At 52.9% G+C, this 23185-nt stretch carries 21 protein-coding genes and 1 pseudogene; 13 read left to right on the forward strand and 9 right to left on the reverse strand.

Features of this window, described 5'->3' with window-relative positions:
- Positions 1-61: 61 nt before the first annotated feature.
- From hslO to O3W44_RS13985, 4 genes are all read right to left on the reverse strand, one after another.
- Positions 62-928, reverse strand: a complete 867-nt coding sequence (gene hslO / locus O3W44_RS13970; RefSeq protein WP_269293539.1) for an Hsp33 family molecular chaperone HslO — start codon at positions 926-928, stop codon at positions 62-64.
- Between the two features lie 170 nt (positions 929-1098).
- On the reverse strand, positions 1099-1500 hold the full coding sequence (gene hslR, locus O3W44_RS13975; RefSeq protein ID WP_269293540.1) for a ribosome-associated heat shock protein Hsp15: 402 nt from the start codon (positions 1498-1500) through the stop codon (positions 1099-1101).
- Between the two features lie 13 nt (positions 1501-1513).
- Complete coding sequence (yrfG, locus tag O3W44_RS13980; RefSeq protein ID WP_269293541.1) at positions 1514-2164, reverse strand: GMP/IMP nucleotidase; 651 nt, start codon at positions 2162-2164, stop codon at positions 1514-1516.
- 52 nt (positions 2165-2216) lie between these two features.
- Positions 2217-4352, reverse strand: a complete 2136-nt coding sequence (locus tag O3W44_RS13985; RefSeq protein ID WP_269293542.1) for an intracellular growth attenuator family protein — start codon at positions 4350-4352, stop codon at positions 2217-2219.
- A 374-nt stretch (positions 4353-4726) separates the two neighbouring features.
- On the opposite strand from O3W44_RS13985, the gene nudE reads away from it, so the two are divergent.
- Positions 4727-5293 carry an ADP compounds hydrolase NudE gene (gene nudE, locus O3W44_RS13990; RefSeq protein ID WP_269293543.1) on the forward strand — a complete coding sequence of 189 codons (567 nt, stop codon included), beginning with the start codon at positions 4727-4729 and terminating at the stop codon, positions 5291-5293.
- 56 nt (positions 5294-5349) lie between these two features.
- On the opposite strand, the gene mrcA is transcribed toward nudE, so the two are convergent.
- The gene (mrcA, locus tag O3W44_RS13995) at positions 5350-7899 is read right to left on the reverse strand and encodes a peptidoglycan glycosyltransferase/peptidoglycan DD-transpeptidase MrcA (RefSeq protein WP_269293544.1); all 2550 of its coding nucleotides are present in this window, start codon (positions 7897-7899) and stop codon (positions 5350-5352) included.
- Positions 7900-8016: 117 nt separating this feature from the next.
- Here mrcA and pilM point away from each other — a divergent pair, with 117 nt between their 5' ends.
- The 12 genes and pseudogenes from pilM (at position 8017) to trpS (ending at position 17877) form a co-directional block, all read left to right on the forward strand.
- Positions 8017-8820: a type IV pilus biogenesis protein PilM gene (gene pilM / locus O3W44_RS14000; RefSeq protein ID WP_269293546.1), complete on the forward strand. Its 804-nt coding sequence runs from the start codon at positions 8017-8019 to the stop codon at positions 8818-8820.
- The gene (locus tag O3W44_RS14005; RefSeq protein WP_269293547.1) at positions 8820-9362 is read left to right on the forward strand and encodes a PilN domain-containing protein; all 543 of its coding nucleotides are present in this window, start codon (positions 8820-8822) and stop codon (positions 9360-9362) included. The genes pilM and O3W44_RS14005 overlap by 1 nt, the downstream gene beginning before the upstream one ends.
- A complete protein-coding gene (locus O3W44_RS14010; protein WP_269293548.1) occupies positions 9355-9849 on the forward strand; it encodes a HofO family protein in 495 nt (164 codons plus the stop codon). The genes O3W44_RS14005 and O3W44_RS14010 overlap by 8 nt, the downstream gene beginning before the upstream one ends.
- Entirely contained in the window at positions 9839-10231 is a 393-nt protein-coding gene (locus O3W44_RS14015) for a HofP DNA utilization family protein (protein ID WP_269293549.1), read from the forward strand. The genes O3W44_RS14010 and O3W44_RS14015 overlap by 11 nt, the downstream gene beginning before the upstream one ends.
- Positions 10170-11441, forward strand: a complete 1272-nt coding sequence (gene hofQ / locus O3W44_RS14020; RefSeq protein WP_269293550.1) for a DNA uptake porin HofQ — start codon at positions 10170-10172, stop codon at positions 11439-11441. The genes O3W44_RS14015 and hofQ overlap by 62 nt, the downstream gene beginning before the upstream one ends.
- A 364-nt stretch (positions 11442-11805) precedes the next feature.
- Entirely contained in the window at positions 11806-12327 is a 522-nt protein-coding gene (gene aroK / locus O3W44_RS14025) for a shikimate kinase AroK (RefSeq protein WP_033792589.1), read from the forward strand.
- A gap of 38 nt (positions 12328-12365) precedes the next feature.
- Positions 12366-13453 (forward strand): annotated as a pseudogene (gene aroB / locus O3W44_RS14030) (3-dehydroquinate synthase).
- 72 nt (positions 13454-13525) lie between these two features.
- Positions 13526-14539 carry an SPOR domain-containing protein gene (locus O3W44_RS14035; protein WP_269293551.1) on the forward strand — a complete coding sequence of 338 codons (1014 nt, stop codon included), beginning with the start codon at positions 13526-13528 and terminating at the stop codon, positions 14537-14539.
- A gap of 95 nt (positions 14540-14634) precedes the next feature.
- Complete coding sequence (dam, locus tag O3W44_RS14040; protein ID WP_269293552.1) at positions 14635-15447, forward strand: adenine-specific DNA-methyltransferase; 813 nt, start codon at positions 14635-14637, stop codon at positions 15445-15447.
- A 67-nt stretch (positions 15448-15514) separates the two neighbouring features.
- On the forward strand, positions 15515-16198 hold the full coding sequence (gene rpe / locus O3W44_RS14045; protein WP_269293553.1) for a ribulose-phosphate 3-epimerase: 684 nt from the start codon (positions 15515-15517) through the stop codon (positions 16196-16198).
- Positions 16182-16859 (forward strand): phosphoglycolate phosphatase, encoded by a 678-nt coding sequence (locus tag O3W44_RS14050; RefSeq protein WP_269293554.1) that lies wholly within the window; start codon positions 16182-16184, stop codon positions 16857-16859. Before rpe ends, O3W44_RS14050 begins: the two co-directional genes overlap by 17 nt.
- Before the next feature lie 16 nt (positions 16860-16875).
- Positions 16876-17877, forward strand: coding sequence for a tryptophan--tRNA ligase (trpS, locus tag O3W44_RS14055; RefSeq protein WP_269293555.1), 1002 nt, complete (start codon positions 16876-16878; stop codon positions 17875-17877).
- Positions 17878-17947: 70 nt separating this feature from the next.
- On the opposite strand, the gene cysG is transcribed toward trpS, so the two are convergent.
- The 4 genes from cysG to nirB are packed head-to-tail and all read right to left on the reverse strand — an operon-like array spanning position 17948 to position 23050.
- Positions 17948-19312, reverse strand: a complete 1365-nt coding sequence (gene cysG / locus O3W44_RS14060; RefSeq protein ID WP_269293556.1) for a siroheme synthase CysG — start codon at positions 19310-19312, stop codon at positions 17948-17950.
- A 47-nt stretch (positions 19313-19359) separates the two neighbouring features.
- Positions 19360-20163, reverse strand: coding sequence for a nitrite transporter NirC (nirC, locus tag O3W44_RS14065; RefSeq protein WP_269293558.1), 804 nt, complete (start codon positions 20161-20163; stop codon positions 19360-19362).
- A 23-nt stretch (positions 20164-20186) separates the two neighbouring features.
- The gene (nirD, locus tag O3W44_RS14070; protein WP_269293559.1) at positions 20187-20513 is read right to left on the reverse strand and encodes a nitrite reductase small subunit NirD; all 327 of its coding nucleotides are present in this window, start codon (positions 20511-20513) and stop codon (positions 20187-20189) included.
- A complete protein-coding gene (nirB, locus tag O3W44_RS14075; RefSeq protein ID WP_269293560.1) occupies positions 20510-23050 on the reverse strand; it encodes a nitrite reductase large subunit NirB in 2541 nt (846 codons plus the stop codon). The genes nirD and nirB overlap by 4 nt, the downstream gene beginning before the upstream one ends.
- Between the last annotated feature and the right edge of the window lie 135 nt (positions 23051-23185).

Raw genomic sequence — 23185 nt, forward strand, 5'->3', positions numbered from 1 at the left:
TGTAAATTAAGGGGATAGGCGAGACGGCAGAAGTGCGGGCGGCGAGGCCGCCCGGCAGAAATTAGTGCAGACGATCGCTGTTGTCGACCGAATGAGTGCGCAAAGCAGCAATATCGACCGCATCAAAAATATAGTGCGAACCGCAATAATCGCAGTGCATATCGATCTTGCCATCTTCTTCGATAATCTCATCGACTTCTTCCTGCGGCAGCGTTTTCAGCACGTCACCGCAACGCTCTCTTGAGCAGGTACATTTGTAGATCACTGGCTGTGGATCGTACACCGTTGCCTCTTCCTGATGATAAAGACGCCACAGAACATCGTTGGCTGGCAAATCGATCAGCTCTTCGCTCTTGATGGTTTCAGTCAGCGCAGCGAGGTGGTCAAAATCTTCTTTACTGGTCTCTTGCGCAGGCAAAACTTGCAGCAAGATTCCGGCAGCGCCTTTATCGTTAGTGCGAATAAACAGACGCGTCGGTAACTGCTCTGAGCGCATAAAATAATCTTCCAGGCACTCGGCAAGCGTTTCGCCTTCTAAACCCACAACGCCCTGGTAACGTTCACCTTTTTCTGGCGAAATTGTAATGACCAGATAGCCATTGCCGACCATGCTTTTCAGTGTGCTGTCAGCAGGAATCTCACCTTTGTGACGCGCAACACCGCGCAGTTCCTGCTTGTTGTTACCGTTGATCACTGCCAGCGAAAGTGGGCCGTCGCCCTGCAACTGCACAGTAATTTCGCCATCAAATTTCAGCGTCGCGGTTAACAGGCTGGTTGCCACCAGCAATTCCCCCAGCAGCGTCTGCACTGGCGCAGGATAGTCATGATTTTTAATGGTTTCACGCCAGGTATTGGAGACGTTCACCAGCTCGCCGCGCACGGCCGCATTTTCAAACAGGTAACGATGCAGTTGATCTTGTACAGACATAGGTTTTCTCTCGATAGGGGCGAGGCAGGTTAGCGCCTGAAAATACCCGTTGCAGCCCAGGCTGCCATGCAGTGACTGCTTGCATTCACCCGAATCACTTACATGCGTAACGTCATCGGAATTCATGGATTTGCCGTCTTGCGGCAGCCTGAAAGCCTCAGGGTATTGTTCTATTCATCGCCTGATAATTTAAATTTCATCAGATCGCGCCGCTCTTTTTTATCAGGGCGACGATCGGGATGCGGCATGGTCAGCGCATTCATTTTGCGCGCCTGGGCCATTTTTTCGCGCTTTTCAATACTGGCTTCGGTTTCGCGATAAAGCTGTTGTGCTTCACTGGCGGGCCGCCGCTGATCGCTGATTTCGGCAATCACTACGGTGCGCTCATCATTCCCCTGACGCAGCGTAAGTTCGGCATCAATCTCCACTAACTTACTGGGCTTGCTGCGCTGCCCGTTGTAATGCACTTTGCCGCCTTCAATCATTTCACGTGCGATTGAGCGGGTTTTGTAGAAGCGCGCAGCCCACAGCCATTTGTCGAGGCGCACGCCTTCGCTGTTTTTCTCTTTCATTGCTGCTCCTGTTTCAGATCAGCTTACGGTAATCGCTGACTGCGACATGACGTTGAAAGATCTGCTCAGGGCGACCTGAGTCGGGATTACTCACCCCTAAGCACCAGCCGATGCCCCAAATCCTGGCGGCATCCAGAATCGCTTCGTTGTCATCTATGAACAGCGTGCGCGAATTAATAAATCCGGTTTGCTGTTGTACCGCTTGCCATAAACGTTGGTCTTCTTTCGGATACCCAAAGGTGTGGGTAGAAAGTAATAAATCAAGGTGTGGCGCTAAGCCGGTTTGTGCCAGTTTCACATCCAGATTGTAAGGATGCGCATTGGTGAGCAAAATGGTGCGTTTTCCGGCGCGGCGCAAAGCCTGAAGAAAGGGCAGCGTATCTTCACGCATCGTCGCGCGGCTACGCTTTTCCCAGGTCATGGCGCGAATATCCAGCGCCAGCTCCTGCGCCCAGTAATCCAGACAATACCAGTTTAGCGTATGCGCTACGGCCTGATACTTTTCCGCAATGATCTGCTCAGCCTGCGCCAACGTGATGCCGCGCTGTTGACTGAGCGTTTCTGGCACGTGCTCCAGCCAGAAATGGCGATCGAATGCCAGATCGAGCAACGTACCGTCCATATCGAGCAGTACGGTGTCAATGTCAGACCAGTTGAGCGTCATAAACGTTACCCCGCAAAAAACAGGGCGACAGGGTAGCACAGAAGGGAAGGGCTCAGAATAACGAGCGCACGCTCTGCATAGTGCCGAGGTTGTGATTGAAGCACTTATCGTAATATTGCTGAATATCAAGCATGCGCTGACGGTTGCGGTGCATACGGCGCAGCGCCAACAGTCCATTTATCACACAGCAGGCCACTAATATCAGCAGTAACAGCGTAGTGCCAAGATAGCGCCATTTCGCCATCGCATCTGGCTCATTGTGCAGCGCGATATGTCGCGTGCCGTTCGCATCGGTGGAAATACTGGTAATAATGCCTCTGGCGCTGAACGGTGTATGCAGCAACATTGCAGACATCCGCTGCAATTCTTGCCATTGTGACGGCGCATCAAGATCAAACAGCGACACGCCAGGCTGCGGCTGATTAACCAGTTGACGGCCTTCGTCGCTGAGAATTAAAAAGCCACCCGGCGGTGGGCTATTCAGATTCTCCGCTGCACGGCGCGTTTCGCGAAAAAAGAAAGTGGAGGTCGCGGTATTAACCAAATTCTCCAGAGCTTCGGCACTGACCGGACGGAGCAGTACGTTCATGCCATTTAACTGCCCGGAATCCGCGCGGGCGACCAGGGCTTCCCAGTCTTTCGCGTTACCTAAGTTCACCAATGCATTTTTCAGTCGTACGCAATCTTGTTGTTGATTACATAAGTCCTGCGTTTTCAGCACTAAATCGGAAAAATCATCTAACAGGATCATGCCTGATTTCTGAATCGCTGACGCCAGCTGCGGGTTGAGCTTAGGATCGGTATTGGTTTCAGGATGCAGCTGTCGGGTTGTGGTATCTAACAGTGCGGCAGCCTTATCAATAATATCAGACTGCGGCTGCGGCAATGGCGTGGCGTTATTCCAGTAAATGGCCGAACAGTCGAATGGCATATAAGCATAGCTACGGTTGCTCTGATAATTGCCAGGTACAGAACACATGCCCGTCCCGTTCACTTTCAGGCTGTCGCCGATATTCAGCGCCACGCTGTTAAGTTTATCGACGCTGTTCACTTCCAGGCTGTCAGTGCCTTTAACCCAGGCCAGGCTGAGTTTGATCGGCATGCTGAGCGGGATCCACGTGACCAGCAATGTCAGCACCAGCAGCGAGCCGCAGGCCAGCGCCACGTTTTTACGCCAGCGTTGAATCGGGAAGTTTTTGACTTCATCCTGCAAAGATAAAAAACGGCCCTGGCGCACAACCTGCCGATTAAGGTAGATCTCAACATCTGTGATTTGACCCAGATCGTGCGCGACATAAGGTTGCCAGTGCTGCGGATAAGTCAGATCGATGATCCCCAGCGTAATATTGCTCTGTTCCTGATTGGATTCACCAAACAATCCCCAACGCTTCGGCGCACCTCGCAGGCAGTGGATGTCGCGTAAGCCATGTTCGGCTGGAAAGCGATACAGCAGCCACAGGCTCACTGCAATCAGCGCGCAGCCGGTCAGCACCAGCCAGAGCATCAGGGCAGGTGGCACCAGCAAACTAATAAAAAACAGCAGGAAAGCCAGCGAAATGGTCACGGCTTCGCGTGTGCCGTCGGGACGAGACAAGCGATACTCTTCCGGCGTCTCTTTCCGCACCTGCAACAGTTCAACGTTTTCACTTTCTGCTTTGCGAATCGAGGCGTTAGCGGAAACAGGACGCATCAGCGTAGGAAGCGCGGGTTGATCAGCGGCGTAATCAACCAAAGAGTGACCATTCAGCGAGATCACTAACGGAATAGATTGGGTGCGTATCAGCTCAACGTAGTTCTCATCGGTGATGTACTGTTCCCATAATGGCGGCAAATGAACTTCGACTTCATCAAGGTAATAGCGCCACTTGTGCGGATCATCCGTTGAAAGACCATAACGCGTAATAGCGCGCGTGACCGGATAGACATTATTGCTTTGAGCGGTGAGCGCGAGTCGATCATTGCTGGCACGTTTTTCACCCGGTAGCGCCGAACGAGGATGCTTTTCTAATGTCGCGACATATTTTTCAACAGCACTACGCTCTTTATCAGAAAGTTTACGGCAGGGTGGACTGATAAATGGCAGCGGTTTCGCCAACGGCGGACGATGCCGCATAGCGTACCAAAAACCAATTCCTGCCAGAATTGAACAGGTTAGCACTACGGCCAATATGATAATTATTGTGCTCATGCTTTGCTCAATTCAGCCAAAATACTGCCTTCACGTTAAATACGTACTCCCAGATGCTCCCACAATTTAAGACAAATTATGCGGGAATAAACAGCCATGGCACCTTAAACACCAGATGAAATACTACTGCAAATCATTTAATTAGAAGTTATTACACCATGCCTTGTCGGAATGGTAACCATCAAATACTGAATTAAAAATCGGTATTGTCTGAATTTTCTTTAGAGACATTGACTAATAGAAAAAATTGCTTAGCAACGGGTACAGGAACATCTCTCAGGCCGAAGCCGCATTAACTGACTGTCGCACAATTGTCTTCGGTTAGGTATGCTGATCCGCTCCTGGCAGCTGGCGTTGCAAAGTTTGAGGCTGATATGAAAAACCCCTTAAAAAAACCGAACATCCTCAATGTCGAAGCCGTGGCGCGCTCGCGGTTGTTTACTATCGAAGCGGTGGATTTGGCTTTCAGCAACGGTGCACGTCGCGTTTACGAACGCATGAGACCGTCTGAGCGAGAAGCCGTAATGATCGTGCCTGTTATCGATGACCATCTCATCCTTATTCAGGAATATGCTGTTGGGTTGGAAAGTTATGAGCTTGGCTTTCCAAAAGGATTGATCGATCCGGGTGAATCCGTGGATCAGGCAGCCGATCGTGAACTCAAAGAAGAAGCGGGATTTGGAGCAGGTACGCTGACATCGTTGGGTAAACTCACCATGGCACCGTCTTATTTCTCCAGCAAAATGAATATAGTGCTGGCAGAAAACCTTTATGAAGAGAAGCTGGAAGGGGATGAACCAGAACCGTTAATTGTGCGCCGCTGGCCATTAAATAACATGCTGGCACTGTTACAGGAGCCTGATTTTCGTGAGGCCCGCAACGTCAGCGCGCTGTTTATGGCGCGCGAATGGCTGGTACAGCAAGGCCGAATAACGTATTAACCCATAAAGAAGGCTGACAATTGTCAGCCTTTGCAGTTAAAAGATCGGCCTGTTTATCAGAACAGTTCCTGGCTCTGACCGTTATCCATAATAGTGGTTCCAACGTCGTGAACAGAATACTCGGTCGGTTGTGTGCCGTTGATAAAGTATTCCTGACGTGTATTACCGCCACCGTTTGCCAGCTTGCCGGTGCTGCGATCGATCGTGACCGTCACAACTCCGTCCGGCGGCGTTAACGGCTGAGGCGGCACGCCATCCAGCGCGGTTTTCATGTAATCATCCCATGCCGGTTGCGCGCTCTTCGCGCCGCCTTCATAACCTGAAATCTGATCGGGAATGGCACCTGACAGCGTGCTACGACCCAGATCGCGACGCGCATCGTCAAAGCCTATCCACACTGATGTCACCACGCCCGGGCCGTAACCTGAGAACCACGCATCTTTTGAGCTGTTAGTGGTACCGGTTTTACCGCCAATATCATTACGCTTCAAATCGCGCGACGCGCGCCAGCCCGTGCCCATCCAGCCCGGTTCGCCAAAAATGTTGGAGTTCAGTGCGCTCTTAATCAGGAACGACAGCGGCGTGTTGATCACATGTGGTGCATACTGTTGATCGCCGTTCTGCGCCTGAGCAGGAACCTGTTCCAGTTCCGGCTGCGGCACAGCCTGGTTTTGATTCTGATCAGAAGGCGCAACGTTTTCTACGCTCTCTTCATTCAGCGCCAGGGCTTTTTTGGTATCACCATAAATCACCGGCAAATTGCATTGCGGGCAAGCAATTTTCGGCTGCTCTTCAAACACCGTCTGACCCTGTTCATTCTCAATCTTTTTAATGAAATAAGGATCGATCAGGAAGCCACCGTTCGTCATCACTGAATATCCGCGCGCTACCTGCAATGGGGTAAACGAGGCGGCACCCAGCGCCAGCGATTCGGTATGCACGATGTTTTGCGCCGGGAAACCGAAGCGTTGTAAATACTCAGCGGCATAATCCACACCCATGGCACGCATCGCACGCACCATCACCACATTCTTCGACTGACCTAAGCCCTGACGAAGACGAATTGGGCCATCATAGGTTGGCGGTGAATTTTTTGGACGCCAGTCAGCACCTGCTCCTGCATCCCAACGGGAAATCGGCACATCGTTCAGAATAGAGGCCAGCGTTAAGCCGCGATCCATTGCTGCGGTGTACAGGAAAGGTTTGATGTTTGACCCGACCTGACGCAGCGCCTGAGTTGCACGGTTAAACATGCTCTGGTTGAAGTCGAAACCGCCAACCAGCGCGCGCACCGCGCCATCATTTGGATCCAGTGACACCAGGGCTGAATTCACATCAGGCACCTGTCCCAGCCACCAGTCATCGCCGACTTTACGTACCCAAATCTGCTGACCCGCCTGCAAAACTTGCGTCACGCTTTTTGGCGTTGCGCCTTGCAGCGTGTCTGATTTATAGGCACGCGCCCAGCGTACGCCTGCCAGCGTTAAAGACACATTGGTGCCGTCTTTCAACATGGCTGTGGCTTCATTGCTGTTTGCGTCTGTTACCACCGCAGGAATCAAGGGACCGTAAATCGGCAGATCTTTTAGTGCCTTTTCGATTTGCGTCTGGCTCCAGGCCGCTTCACCCACTTTCCACAACACGTTAGTCGGGCCGCGATAGCCATGACGCATATCATAAGCCATCACGTTATTCCGCACTGACGCCTGCGCGGCTTGCTGCAAACGGCGCGTCACTGTGGTGTAAACTTTATAGCCGTCGGTATAAGCATTGTCGCCGTAACGTTTCACCATTTCCTGACGCACCATCTCGCTGAGATAAGGTGCAGAGAACGCGATTTCCGGGCCGTGATATTTCGCAATCAGTGGGGCATCACGCGCATCGTCATATTGCTGCTGGGTGATGTAGTGCTGATCCAACATACGTGCTAATACCACATTGCGACGCGACAGGGCACGGCTGTGAGAATAGAGCGGGTTAAATGTGGAGGGGGCTTTCGGCAGGCCAGCAATCATTGCTATTTCGCTCAGAGAAAGCTGATCCACCGGTTTACCAAAATAGACCTGTGAAGCCGCGCCGACACCGTAGGCGCGATAGCCGAGATAGATCTTATTCAGGTAAAGCTCAAGGATCTCATCTTTCGTCAACAGTTGCTCAATGCGAATCGCCAGAAACGCTTCCTTTATCTTACGCATCAGCGTGCGTTCAGGGCTAAGGAAGAAGTTACGCGCAAGCTGCTGCGTAATGGTACTCGCACCTTGTGAAGCGTGGCCTGAGATTAGCGCAATACTGGCGGCACGGAAAATACCCACCGGATCGACACCGTGATGCTCATAAAACCGGCTGTCTTCAGTGGCGATAAAGGCTTTCACCATCTCAGGCGGAACCTGCTGCAAGCTCAGCGGGATACGGCGCATTTCGCCGTACTGCGCCATTAATTCGCCATCGGCACTGTAAACCTGCATAGGGGTTTGCAGGCGCACATCTTTCAGCGTGTTAACGTCGGGCAGCTGCGGCTCTATGTATTTGTAGAGACCATAAATCGAGCCGGCTCCCAGCAAAATGCAACACACTGCAAGGATTAATAAATACTTTACGAACTTCACCTGAGATTTCCCATCTGTTGTCAATTGGGCAGTTTATAAACAACCGCGCGGTAGTATAAAGGCAAGCCAGACGCTTTGATATGTCCATTTTCCCCTGACGATAAGGAGATCGCGCGCATGGCTTTTCATACATGGCAAATTGGACTGGATATTCAGAATAGGCAGCTTTGTGCCCTTGCCGTCCAGCGTCGTCGTGAAGGCTGGCAGTTGTGCCACTGGTGGCAACAGCGGCTGCCGCAAGATACGTTAAGAAACGGCGTGCTGCAATCTTCGCCTGAATTACTGGCTGCATTAACAACGTGGCGTAAACGCTTGCCTAAACGCTACTCACTGCGTGTCGGGCTGCCTGAACAGTTGGTATTGCAGCGATGTTTACCCCTGCCTGCGCAGCCCTTACGCGAGCCTGCGCTGCGCTGCTATGTCCAGGCGGCAGCGCAAAAATTGTTCCCGGTCGCACCAGAAGCACTGGCGCTGGATTATCGACTCGATAGCCAAAGCGGCCAGTTGTGTGTCACTGCCGCGCGGCAAGCGGTCATCGATCAATGGCTCGCGCCGTTACGGCAAGCAGGCCTGAAACCGTCGATATTTGACCTCACTACTCACGCGCTTCAAAAGGTAACCGAAGTGGCGCAACTGTCGCCTGGGTGTGTGCTGGTGTTGCCGCGTGAAACGGGCTGGCTGTGGTGCGAAGGAAGAGGTGTAGCCTGTTCGAGCGACGTTGCCACACTGGCGGAGCTACAGCAGCTCTTTCCCCAGCCGATGAAAATTTATCTCTGTGATACGGCTGAGAACGCACGCGCGAGGGAGGCTGAACCGTTTTCACCTTTTGCGCTGCTTCGTTATCAGCAGCCGCCGCTGCCTGATTGTAGCGGTGAGTTCACGCTTGCTGCAGGGCTCGCGCTACGTAAGGACGATCACTAATGGTCGCCGTCAATCTTCTTCCCTGGCGCGAACACCGCTGGCAACGACAGCGGCAGCACACTATTCGCCTGAGTGTCTTGCTTGCAGGCAGCATTGTACTGACAGTGGCGTGTCAGGCGTGGCAAATACAGCAGGCTAAGCAACATGTTATGCAGCAGCAGGCAACCCTTACACAGGCGCTGAATGCCATCGCTCAGCGTCTGGCACTGCAAAAAAATGCACTGGAAGCCCTGAGCCAGCAACGATCGCGTCTGGAAAAGCAGCAGCGTGAGGCGGAACAATTTGCTCACTGGCAGCAGTTTTGGCTGGATTTACCCGGCTTATTGCCTGACGCTCTGTGGCTGCAACGAATTGAAAAGCAGGACTTACAGCTGCGAATTGAAGGCCAGGCGCAGGATATGCAGGCGATTGGTCATTTTCGCCAGCAGCTGGCTCTCCAGCCGCTGTTTACACAGGTTCGGCAAGGCAACGTAAAGCGTCAGGCTGAAGGCAGTTACCATTTTAGCCTGCGGGCGCAGCTACAGGAGCAGCCCAATGAATGAGCGGCTGTACCGCTGGATGCAAATCAATCCACTATTGCGCTATGCCACGCTTCTGGTAGGGACAGCAATCTTTCTGCTGTTGTGCGGATTGCTGTTACTGCGTCCGCAGCGTCTTGAACTTGATGTTCAGCGCCGTGCGCTTGAACAACAGCAGCAAAATTTGCAGCAGCGTCAGCGGCAGCTGGCGTTGAACCCTTCATCAGAAACGCTACAACAACACCTGACGCACATACTGGCGCAGCTGCATCCAGATTCCTCAACTTCTGCGTTAGAGCTTATTTTAGCGACACGCGGTCCACAACTGGCGCAATGGCAGCCTGAAGCGCAGCCACGTTCGCTAACGCTGCATTTGCAGTGGCCGCAGTTTCAGCCGCTGTTTGCCGAGCTCGCCCAGGCTGCTGCACCGTTTCCGCACCGTTTTCAACTGCTGGCACAGCCATCATATCTGGCGGTTGAGCTTTGGCTGGAGCATGAAGATGTGTCGTAGCTTTCTGATTTTTCTAATTTTTCTGCTTTTTTGCGGTATTGCGCAGGCCCGCGATCCGTTTAAACCTTACCCTGGCGCGGCCTGCATTAAACAGGTTGAACCGCTGCAAGGCTGGCTTTTACAAGGCGTGATAGGACGAAAGGATCGCTTCCAGGCCTGGCTGCTAAGTCCGCAAGGTAAAGCGATTAAGGTTCGTACCGGACACCCCTTTCCGCTGCCGCCATGGCAACCTGAAACCCTGAACAGGCGCAGCCTCTCACTGACAGTAAAAAATAGCTGTTTGCCGCAGAACATCTCATTTCAATTAAAAGGACGCATACGTGATAAGGACGATCATTTTGCTGCTGGCACTCTGTTGCCTGACGTCGACCTACGCAAGTGATGAAGGAAAATTAAGCCTGGCTTTCGATAACACGCCAGTTGAGCGTATTTTGCAGGCGCTGGCAGACTATCAGCAGATTAATCTGCTCATCGCACCGGGTGTCCAGGGGGCGCTTTCGCTACGGCTGGATGATATTTCATGGCGACAGGCGCTAAGGCTGGTGTCGCGTATGGCAAACCTGACGGTGATCGAAGAAGAGAACGTTCTGCTTGTTTATCCTGAGAGCTGGCAGCAACAGCAACAAAAAGAGCACAAGGCGCAGCAGAAGAAGCAAGAGCTGCAGCTTCCCTTAAAGCAGCGGACCCTGGTGCTGCACTATGCTAATGCGACGGACATACACCGTAGCCTGCAAAGCGAGCGAGACTCTTTAATGACGTCACGCGGCAGCGTAACGGTGGACAGTCGCACCAATACATTGCTGCTACGTGATACCGAAGCCGCGTTAAAAGAGACTGAGCAGTGGTTACGGGCGCTGGATATTCCGCTGGAACAGGTTGAACTGGCGGCTCACATTGTGACCATCAGTGAAGAGCACCTGCAAGAACTTGGCGTAAACTGGGGGCTGCATTCAGGCGAGGGCGCTGTAGTCGAAGCATTACATCATCCCCGGCTGGCTATTCCTTTAGCCGTCAGTTCACCGGGTGCCAGCGTTGGCGTCACGCTGGCACGTATTGGTGGGCAACTGTTAGAGTTAGAGCTGAGTGCGTTGGAGCAAGAAAATCAGATCGAAATCATCGCCAGCCCCCGTTTGTTTACCTCTCATCAGCAAACTGCATCAATCAAGCAAGGCACAGAAATTCCTTATGAAGTTTCAGCAGGCAACAGCGGGGCCACCAGCATTGAATTTAAAGAGGCGATTTTAGGGATGGAGGTGACGCCCAGCGTACTCGGCAACGGGCGCATTCAGCTTAAAATTCGCATCAGTCAAAACGTCCCAGGCCGTAGCATCCAGACGGGGAAATCGGCGGTGCTGTCGATTGATAAACAGGAAATTGAAACCCAGGTCACGTTAAAAGATGGGCAAACGCTGGCGCTTGGCGGCATTTTTCAGCAGCAGCGGACTCAGGGGAAAAATCAGGTGCCGCTGTTGGGCAATATTCCGCTCATTAGCGCACTGTTTCGACATCAGTCACAAGAACATAAAAAACGCGAGCTGGTTATTTTTATAACACCACGATTGGTCAGGGAAGCATCGCTTACCGCCGGATAAAGCGGAAAATGTGGCCTCAAATGCCAACTGCGTTGACGCAGGACAGGAATTAGCATACAAGGTTTAGCGATTTTCAATACGTTGTAACCGTCCATGTTGGATAAAACCCAGCAAACAGATCAGAAATCTCCTCTGAAAGCGGCGTTGTAAAAACGCAGCCCTGACGCGTTACAGTTTCGCGAACGACAGACCAATTCAGTAATGAGTGTGCTGCAAGCAATATAATCGGTTGCCAAACAGCCTTGAGTGTTGAGATAATTTTTCGTCTGACTCTTGCTAATGCTCATGAGGTCTCAGTTCCTGTCCCGCCAGCGAGAAGCTGAACGCGGGGTATCATTAACGAATTCTTAGTAATACCGACAAAATGGCAGAGAAACGCAATATCTTTCTGGTTGGGCCGATGGGTGCCGGCAAAAGCACTATTGGTCGTCAGTTGGCTCAGCAACTCAATATGGAGTTCTTCGATTCCGATCAGGAAATTGAGCGACGCACCGGGGCGGATGTGGGCTGGGTTTTTGACGTCGAAGGCGAAGCTGGCTTTCGCGATCGCGAAGAAAAAATCATCAATGAATTGACCGAGAAGCAAGGCATTGTCCTGGCGACTGGCGGTGGATCCGTTAAATCCCGGGAAACGCGTAATCGTCTCTCCGCTCGCGGTGTCGTGGTTTATTTAGAAACCACTATCGAGAAGCAGCTGGCGCGCACGCAGCGTGATAAAAAGCGTCCGTTGCTGCAGGTCGATTCCCCTCCGCGTGAAGTGCTTGAGGCATTGGCTGACGAACGTAATCCACTTTACGAAGAGATCGCTGATGTCACCATCCGTACTGATGATCAAAGTGCGAAAGTGGTGGCGAATCAGATTATCCACATGTTGGAAAAAAATTGATCCAACGCCTAAAGGCTCTGTAACAGGTATTGAGCATCATGGAGAAGATCACCGTTTCATTGGGGGAGCGTAGCTACCCCATCACTATCGCCGCCGGACTGTTTAACGATCCGGCTTCTTTTTGGCCGCTAAAAGCGGGCGACAATGCCATGCTGGTGACGAACCAGACGCTGGCGCCGCTCTACCTTGATAAGCTGTCGACGCTGCTAAAGGCGGCGGGTGTAAAAGTGGATCAGGTGATTTTGCCCGACGGTGAGCAATACAAAACGCTTGCAGTAATGGAGCAAGTTTTTACCGCATTACTGCAAAAGCCGCACGGTCGCGATACGACGCTGGTTGCCTTAGGCGGGGGCGTCATTGGCGATCTTACCGGTTTTGCTGCTGCCAGTTATCAGCGTGGTGTGCGCTTCATTCAGGTGCCGACCACGTTGTTATCACAGGTTGACTCTTCAGTCGGCGGCAAAACAGCGGTAAACCACTCGCTTGGCAAAAACATGATCGGCGCCTTTTATCAGCCTGCTTCGGTGGTGATTGATACCGATTGTCTGCGTTCGTTACCGCCGCGCGAATTATCTTCCGGCCTCGCTGAAGTCATTAAGTACGGCATCATCCTGGACGGTGAATTTTTTCAGTGGCTGGAGCACAATGTAGACCGGCTGCTGGCGCTGGATAACCAGGCGATGGCGTATTGTATTCGTCGTTGCTGTGAGCTGAAAGCTGACGTGGTTGCGGCTGATGAGCGTGAAACTGGCCAGCGCGCGTTATTAAATCTGGGCCATACCTTTGGTCACGCGATTGAAGCGCATATGGGCTACGGAAACTGGTTGCACGGTGAAGCTGTCGCCGCAGGGATGGTCATGGCTGCACGTACTGCCGAACGCCTGGGGCAGTTCAAAGCAGAAGAGACCGATCGTATCATCGCGTTACTGCTGCGTGCGGGTTTGCCGGTGCACGGCCCGGAAACGATGACAGCTGAAGCGTATTTACCCCATATGATGCGCGACAAAAAGTGTTGGCAGGCGAACTGCGTCTGGTGCTGCCGTTGTCGATTGGCCGCTCTGAAGTGCGTGGTGGCGTCGCTCATGATATGGTGCTGGCAGCAATTAACGATTGCCAGAAAATTTGATATTAAGCCGTTAAGTGGTGACGTGGCGCACAACATACGCCACGCACTATGCCGCTTGACGCAGGAGGCAAAATGGATGAGTTCAAACCGGAAGACGAGTTAAAACCTGACGCCAGTGACCGCCGTCCCTCGCGCCCACGAAAATCGTCTTCTGCACCCAAAGTGCCGGTTTCCCGTCAACATATGATGATGGGCATCGGCATTTTGGTTTTACTGCTGTTAGTGCTGGGCATTGGTTCAGCATTAAATGGCCCGGACGAGAGCAAACCGGCGTCAAATAGCAGCAATACTGCATCTTCAACGGGATCGGGTGCAGACAGAAATATCGATCTGACGGGATCAACGTCAATGAGTGGTGCGCAAAATGCACCCGCAGAAACTGGCACGCCTGCAGCAGGTGAAAATGCCAATAATGCGCCGCGTGATGTTTCTATGCCAGCGGTTTCCCCGTCGCCAACTCAGGCTGCGCCTGTCGATGCGCCTGAAAATCAGCAGCGTGTTACCTTACCGGGCGATCTCAACAGCGCGTTGAGTAATCAGCAGCAGCAGATCGATGATGCGGCGCAGGGTGCACAGAACGGCAGTTCATTGCCAACAGCCCCGGCTACCGTTAGCGCAAGTAGCGGTGCGGCTGCGCCAGCCAGTCGCCCTGCGCCGGTTAAAACCACAACGCCAGCGCGCACTCAACATGAGACACCGCACAAAACCGCTTCTAAACCTGCGGCCAGTGAAAGCAGAACGCACACTACGCCAGCGCGTCCGGTGACCAGCGGTTCGGGCGCCACTAAGGCAAGTAGCGCAAGCAGCAGCACGACAAGCAGCACTTTGCCCGGCGGCAATTACACCCTGCAGTTGAGCGGGGCATCACGTGCCGAAAGCCTGAATGCCTGGGCGAAAAAGCAGAACCTGAGCGGTTATCACGTTTATAAAACCACCCGCAACGGTCAGTCCTGGTACGTATTAGTGAGCGGATCCTATGCTACACCCGCAGAAGCTAAGCGCGCTGTCGCTTCCTTGCCTGCTGACGTGCGTGCACAAAATCCCTGGGTTAAGCCGCTGAGCCAGGTAAAGAAAGAAGCTCAATAATTGATGTGGGGTCAGCCAGGCTGGCCCCGTTTTAAGCGCAGATCTGCTGTCGGTCCAGCCACAGCCTCACAATAAGATGTAAGAACCACGACAGCATGAAGAAAAACCGCGCTTTCCTGAAATGGGCAGGGGGAAAATTCCCTCTGGTAGAAGAGATCCATCGCTATTTGCCACAAGGCGACTGCCTGATAGAACCCTTTGTCGGTGCCGGCTCGGTGTTTCTTAACACCGACTTTGATCGCTACCATCTTGCTGACATCAACAGCGACTTAATCAATCTCTATAACATCGTTAAAACGCGCACTGCTGATTTTATCCGGGATGCACAACAGTTGTTCACGCCGGAAGGGAATAACGAAGCCTGCTTTTATCAGCGCCGTAGTGAATTTAACACCAGCACTGACAGCTATCAGCGTGCGCTGCTGTTCCTTTATCTCAATCGTCACTGCTATAACGGTTTATGTCGTTATAACCTGCGTGGTGAGTTTAACGTGCCTTTTGGCCGTTACCGCAAACCCTATTTTCCAGAAGCAGAACTGCTTTGGTTTGCCGAACGGGCGCAGAAAGCAACGTTTGTCTGTGAGTCATACGATGTTACCCTGACCAATGCCTCTAAAGGCTCCGTGGTGTATTGTGATCCACCGTATGCGCCGCTGTCAGCAACAGCGAATTTTACGGCTTATCACACCAACAGTTTTAGCCTGCGCGAACAGCAGCATCTGGCGGAACTGGCAGCCAAACTGGCAGAAGAGAGCCGGATCCCGGTTCTGATTTCCAACCATGACACTGCATTAACCCGTTTGTGGTATCAGGATGCAGTGTTACATGTGGTCAAGGCCCGGCGTTCTATTAGCCGAAGCATAGCCGGTCGCACGAAGGTTGACGAACTGCTGGCGCTTTATAGCTAGTCTGTTTCGTCCGCGACCAACGCATTACGCCAGCCGCAAGGCTGGCGCACAACAGTGGGAGAATCGGATGAAACAATATTTGCTGGCCCCTTCAATCCTTTCGGCGGATTTTGCTCGCCTCGGCGAAGATACCGCAAAAGCGTTGGCGGCAGGAGGCGACGTGGTTCACTTCGACGTGATGGATAACCATTACGTTCCCAACCTGACCATGGGGCCAATGGTGCTGAAAGCACTGCGCGACTATGGCATTACTGCGCCAATTGATGTGCATTTGATGGTAAAGCCCGTTGATGCGCTGATCCCTGAATTTGCTAAAGCCGGTGCGACTTATATCACTTTTCATCCTGAAGCCAGTGAGCATGTTGATCGCACATTGCAGATCATCAAAGAGCATGGCTGCAAAGCGGGACTGGTGTTCAATCCTGCCACACCGCTCAGCTACCTTGATTATGTAATGGACAAGCTGGATATCATTTTGTTGATGTCAGTGAATCCCGGTTTCGGTGGACAATCTTTTATTCCCGGCACGCTGGATAAACTGCGTGAAGCGCGTAAGCGCATTGATCAGAGCGGCTACGATATTCGCCTTGAAGTTGATGGTGGTGTGAAAATCGATAACATCGGCCAAATCGCGGCAGCAGGCGCGGATATGTTTGTCGCCGGTTCTGCTATTTTCGGTCATCCCGACTACAAAAAAGTGATTGATGATATGCGCAACGAGCTGGAGAAGGCCAATGGCTCATTTCACTGATGTTCGTGCGCTGGCGTTTGATCTCGACGGCACGTTGGTAGACAGCGCGCCGGGCCTGGCTGAAGCGATTGATCGCACACTGGCAGATTTAGCATTGCCTGCAGCAGGCGTCGAGCGCGTCTCTACCTGGATCGGCAATGGCGCTGACGTGATGATGACGCGCGCAATGACTTACGCGCTGGGCCGTGAACCGCAACCCGATGAGCAACGCGATGCGCGTGCGCTGTTCGACAAGCATTACGCTGATACGGTAGAAGCGGGCAGCACCCTGTTTCCACAGGTAAAAGCGACGCTGGAAACGTTACAGGCCAGAGGCATGCCGATGGCAATTGTGACCAATAAGCCTACGCCATTCGTTGCGCCTTTACTGGCCTCGCTTGGCATTGCTGACGCGTTTTCGCTGATCATTGGCGGAGATGATGTGATTGTTAAAAAACCGCACCCGGCCGCGATTTTCCTCGTACTGGGTAAGTTTGGCGTGCTGCCTGAACAATTGCTGTTTGTTGGCGATTCTCGTAATGATATTCTCGCTGCCCAGTCGGCTGGCGTACCCAATATTGGTATGACGTTTGGCTATAACTATGGCGAACCGATCGCTACCAGCCAACCCGATTTAACGCTCGACTCTTTCGATGAACTTCTGCCCGCGATCGGGCTGTAATTATCAGGACAAAAGAATGAAACCCATCGTTTTCAGCGGCGCGCAGCCGTCCGGCGAACTGACCATTGGCAACTATATGGGTGCACTGCGTCAGTGGGTACAGATGCAAGATGATTTTCATTGCATTTACTGCATCGTCGACCTGCACGCCATTACTGTTCGTCAGGATCCTGCTGCGCTGCGTAAAGCGACGCTGGACACGCTGGCACTCTATCTCGCCTGCGGTATCGATCCTGAAAAAAGCACCATTTTTGTTCAGTCACACGTGCCAGAACACACGCAACTGAGCTGGATCCTTAACTGCTATGCCTACTTTGGCGAACTGAGCCGTATGACGCAGTTTAAAGACAAGTCGGCGCGTTACGAAGAGAACATCAACGCCGGTCTGTTTGATTACCCGGTTCTGATGGCGGCAGATATCCTGCTCTACCAGACCAACCAGGTGCCGGTGGGCGAAGATCAGAAACAGCATCTGGAGTTGAGCCGCGATATCGCGCAACGCTTTAATGCACTGTATGGCGACATTTTCAAAGTGCCTGAGCCGTTTATTCCAAAATCAGGCGCGCGCGTGATGTCACTGCTGGAGCCGACCAAAAAGATGTCCAAGTCAGACGATAACCGCAATAATGTTATCGGCCTGCTGGAAGATCCGAAATCGGTGGTGAAGAAGATCAAACGTGCCGTGACTGACTCTGAAGAGCCGCCAGTAGTGCGCTATGATGTGAAAGAGAAAGCCGGTGTATCGAACCTGCTGGATATTCTGGCTGGCGTCACGGGTAAGACTATTGCCGAGCTGGAGAAAGAGTTCGAGGGGCAGATGTATGGCCACCTGAAAGGGGCGGTAGCAGACGCGGTATCTGGCATGTTGGCAGAGTTGCAGGAACGCTATAACCGCTTCCGTAATGACGAAGCTTTCCTTGAGCAAGTTATGCGTGATGGCGCGACAAAAGCCCGGGCACAGGCGCAGGAAACGCTGAAGAAGGTTTATCAGGCCGTGGGATTTGTCGCCCAGCCTTAATCACTCAGTGATAAAAACAGCAACGGCGGGCAGGCAAACCCGCCGTTTTTTATTGTGTGTGGATAAGTGACTAAAACCAGCGCAAGGTATCGCGCAGGCTGACGACGCTGCCTACGATGATCAGGCTCGGACTGGTTACCTGCCGGGATAATTCATCTAACTGAATAAGCGTGCCGGTCACGACACGTTGATCCGTGCGCGTCCCGTTTTCCACCAGTGCTACCGGCATATCAGCGCGCATCCCGTGTTGCAGCAACTGATGCTGGATCTCCGACGCTTGTGCCAGCCCCATATAAAACACCAGCGTTTGCTGGTCGGCAGCCAGCTTTTGCCAGCCGAGCCTGCCCTCATGTTGCAGATGTCCGGTTACCAGGCGCACACTTTGCGCATGGTCTCGATGTGTAAGTGGAATACCGCTGTAAGCGGCGCAGCCTGATGCAGCCGTAATGCCTGGCACCACGCTGAAAGGGATATGATGCCGGGCAAGAAGTTCCAGCTCTTCGCCACCTCGCCCAAAAATAAAGGGATCGCCGCCTTTTAAACGCACCACACGTTTACCGCGCTGCGCCTGCTCCAGCAGTAACTGGTTAATTTGCGCCTGTGGAACGCAATGATCTCCGGCTCGCTTGCCAACAAAGACCCGCTCGGCGTCACGTCGCACCAGGTTAAGGATCTCCTCAGAAACCAGTCGGTCATAAACGATGACATCCGCCTGCTGAATATGCTGTAAGCCTTTCAGGGTCAACAAACCCGCATCACCAGGACCGGCCCCCACCAGCGTGACATCCCCGTGAGTTTCAGGTGCTGCATTAAATAGTGTCTCAGTCAGGTCGTTAGCTCGCGCCATGTCACCGTTAGCCAGCGTTTGTGCCAGCCGGTCACTGGAGAAAAAACGCTCCCAGAAATGGCGACGTTGTGACACAGAGGCAAACTGTTTTTTCACCCGTGCGCGCAGCGTGCCGGCAAGCCGGGCAAGCTGGCCGAGATGCTGTGGCAGCATCGCTTCCAGCTTTTCACGCAGTAAGCGTGCCAGCACAGGCGCACGTCCGCCAGACGACACGGCGATCATCAACGGTGAGCGATCGATTATCGACGGCATAATGGCGCTGGCTTGAGCTGGTGCGTCGACTAAGTTGCAGAAGATCCTGCGCGCATCAGCAGCGTCAGCGACGTGCTGGTTTACCTGGTCATTATCGGTGGCGGCCACCACCAGCCAACAATCGGACAGCCAGCAGGTATTAAAACTGCCCTGTAGTAAGGTCACTTTTCCCTGTTGCGCCCACTGATGAAAAGCAGCAGAGAAATTCAGCGCACCGACATGCAGGTCTGCGCCTGCCGCTAACAGCAAGCGCGCCTTACGTTCAGCGACTTCGCCACCGCCGACTAACAGGCAGCGTTTGCCTTGCAGGCGGCAAAACAGGGGAAAATATTCCATAGTGGATCCTGAAAAAAGCCCGCACAGTGCGGGCTAAAATATGTGAGTTAAACGGATTTAAGCGGGGCGGTTTGTAGGTGTGGCTGTGGGCGCTGCGCCCGTGGAGTGGCGTACCAGTAGCCGAGGCCCATGAATACCATGCCAGATAGCATGTTACCCAGTGTTACCCACAACAAGTTATGGCCGATACCGCTTAATGTCAGATGGCTATTATGCTCACCAAACCATGAGAGAGCAAAAACCGTCATGTTAGCGATAGAGTGCTCATAACCTGAGGCGATAAACGCCAGCAGGCACCACCAGATAGCGATAAACTTAGCCGACCCCTCGGTACGCAATGCCATCCAGATTGCCAGACAAACTAACCAGTTACACAGCGCACCTTTAAAAAACAGGGCCGTTGCCGGTTGGGTGGTTTTAGCCAGAGCTGCCCCATGAATTAACGCATCGCCATTTGGCAAGAGCGCACCAGCGGCAAAATAGTAAATTAACGCGACGGCAACGGAGCCGACCAGATTACCCAGCCAGGTTTGCGGCAGAATACACCACATCTGACCTTGAGAAATGGTGCCCGCTTTCACTCCGATGGTAAGAAACATCGTATGACCGGTAAAGAGTTCGGAACCCGCGATGATTACCAGCGTCAGGGCGATACCAAACGTGGCCCCCATCACCAGCGGGCGCAACGCCGGATCGGCGAGGTTACCAAGCGTAAAGATAAGAATGATCGCCAGGCCGACGTAAGCGCCAGCCATTGCTGAGCTGATCCAGAACGCGAGTGGGCTTTGCTGTGCGGTACGGACAATACGCGCCGCATTGTCCGCGCTTTTATTTAAGGTTTCAGTAAACATAGTGGTATCTCATAAAAAAGAATTCAGGCACAGATTTCCACCTGGCCGGCGGTGACGCGCACGGGCCAGGTGGCAACCGATAACGCTTCATCTTCCATACACAGGCCGTCACTCAGACGAAACCGCTGCTTTTTCAGCGGGCTGGCTACCCAGAGCTGGTTCTGGTGCTCAGCGATAATGCCGCGTGATAACACGCTGGCCTGGGCAAAGGGATCAATGTTGCTGATGGCAAACAGCACTTCATCATCGCGTGGACGGAAGATGGCAATCTGTTGGCCATTCACCAGCGCGCAAACACCGGTTGCAGGCAGGATTTGTGTTAGCTGACATACCGCAGTCCAGTGGCTCATGCTTCGCTCTCCTCAATTTGCGTCACGGCGATGCGCTCTGCCGGACGTGCCGGACGATGTTGATCGCGTTCACTCACCATTTGCACATTAGGATCGCGCTGTGACGAGTTGATAAAGTGTGCGAAATGCGTCGGGTTTTGCGCATCATGCAGTGCTTCTTTCCATTCACAACTCACGCTGCTACGCAGGCGGTTTAGCTCATTTTCGAGTTGAGTATTTATGCCCAGCTTGTCGTCAATAATCACACTGCGCAGGTAATCGATGCCGCCCTCCAGGCTTTCCAGCCACAGCGAGGTACGTTGCAGGCGGTCGCCGGTACGGATATAGAACATCATGAAGCGGTCCAGACAGGTGACCAGCGTTTGCAGATCGAGATCAGCAGCCAGTAAGTCGGCATGGCGCGGTTTCATACCGCCATTCCCACAGACATAAAGATTCCAGCCTTTCTCAGTGGCAATAACGCCTACATCTTTGCTCTGGGCTTCGGCACACTCACGAGTACAGCCTGAAACGCCAAACTTCATTTTGTGTGGTGTACGGATGCCTTTGTAACGATTTTCCAGCATCACGCCAGTGCCAAGGCTGTCACCGACGCCAAAGCGACACCACGCACTGCCGACGCAGGTTTTCGCCATACGCAGGGCTTTTGCATAGGCCTGCCCGGTTTCGAAACCCGCAGCAATCAGTTGTGACCAGATGGCAGGCAGATCGTCTTTCTGGGCACCAAACAGGCCGATACGCTGCGAGCCGGTGATTTTGGTGTAGAGATGATATTGCTGTGCAACCTGGCCAATGACCTGCAGCCCCTGCGGGGTAATTTCACCACCCGGTGAGCGGGGGATCACCGAATAGGTGCCATCTTTTTGAATATTACCGAGGAACATATCATTGCTGTCCTGAAGCGGTGTATGTTGCGGCTTCAGCACATACTCATTCCAGCAGGACGCCAGCAGGGACGCGACGGTAGGTTTACACACTTCGCAGCCGTAGCCCTGGCCATATTTCGCCAGCAGCGCCTCGAAACTTTTTATCTCTTCCACACGAATCAGGTGATACAACTCCTGACGTGAGTAGGGGAAATGGGCGCATAAATTGTTACTGATTTCGATGCCCTGGCGGCTGAGCTCACTGTTCAGCACCTGAGTAATCAATGGAACACAGCCACCACAACCGGTGCCCGCCCGGGTTTCACTTTTCAGGGCTGCCAGGGTATGACAACCCCCTTGTACCGCTTTAATGATGTCGCCTTTGCTGACATCAAAACAGGAACAGATTTGTGCGCTGTCGGGTAACGCCTCAACGCCCATAACGGGTTTTTCGCCGCTGCCTGCAGGCAGAATCAACTCTTCAGGAGAGGCTGGCAAAGGAATCGCATTGAGTACCAGTTGCAACAGATTGCCGTAATCGTGGGTATCGCCTACCAGCACGGCGCCAAGCAGTGTTTTTTGATCTTCGCTGATGATTAAGCGTTTATAAACCGATTTGCTCTCATCCAGCCAGACAATGCTGCGCGCCCCTGGCGTGCTGGCGTGCGCATCGCCGATACCGCCCACATCAACGCCCAGCAGCTTCAGTTTGGCGCTCATGTCTGCACCGGCGAAAGCGTTGTCTCGGCCCAGCAGGCTATCGCTTGCGACCTGAGCCATTTTGTAGCCCGGAGCCACCAGGCCGAAAACGCGATCCTGCCAGGCGGCACACTCGCCAATAGCGAAAATGGCCGGATCGCTGGTGCGGCAACGATCATCAATGGCGATCCCGCCACGCGCGCCAGTCGCCAGACCGCACTGTTTTGCCAGCTTATCCTGCGGACGAATGCCGGTTGAAAAAACAATAAAATCGACCTGCAATTCACTGCCATCGGCAAACTGTAATGTCTTACCGCCTTCGTCGTGATGGATGATTTGCTGGGTATTTTTGCTGGTATGCACCTGCACGCCCATCTGTTCGATCTTACGGCGCAGCAGCTCGCCGCCTTGCCTGTCGAGCTGCTCCGCCATTAGCACCGGTGCGAACTCAATCACATGCGTTTCAATACCCAGATTTTTTAACGCGCCTGCGGCTTCCAGCCCCAGCAGGCCACCGCCAATCACGGCGCCACGCTTACTGCGGCGTGAACAGGCTTCAATCGCGTTGAGATCTTCAATGGTGCGATAGACAAAACAGTTACTGCCTCCTGCGCCTTTGATTGGCGGTATCCATGGATACGAGCCGGTAGCGAAGATCAGCGTGTCGTAATGTACTGCACGACCCGTAGTGGAATGGATCAGCTTCTCATCACGATTGATGGTGATGGCGCGCTCGCCCAGCAGCACGCTGACCTGATGCTTTTCGTAAAATCCTTCACGAACTAATGACAGTTCTTCGGCGGTATGGTGGGAGAAGTAGGCGGAAAGGTGAACGCGATCATAGGCGACGCGAGGTTCTTCACAAAAGACGGTTATCGAAAACTGGCCGGCTTCGGCTTTATCGATTAATTCTTCTATGAAGCGGTGGCCGACCATGCCGTTACCAATTATGACGACATTGTGCTTGCTCATTTTTGCCCCAAATTTGCGATATCTGCGGCTACAATAGCGCGCTATATCCGGGGATTATTGATGTAAATCAATTGCGTTGTTATATACCTATTTAGAGGTATCTGGTTGATTTTGATAGAATTACTTAACCCTTTT

Source organism: Pantoea sp. LMR881 (assembly GCF_027157825.1).
Classification (GTDB): domain Bacteria; phylum Pseudomonadota; class Gammaproteobacteria; order Enterobacterales; family Enterobacteriaceae; genus Pantoea; species Pantoea haifensis.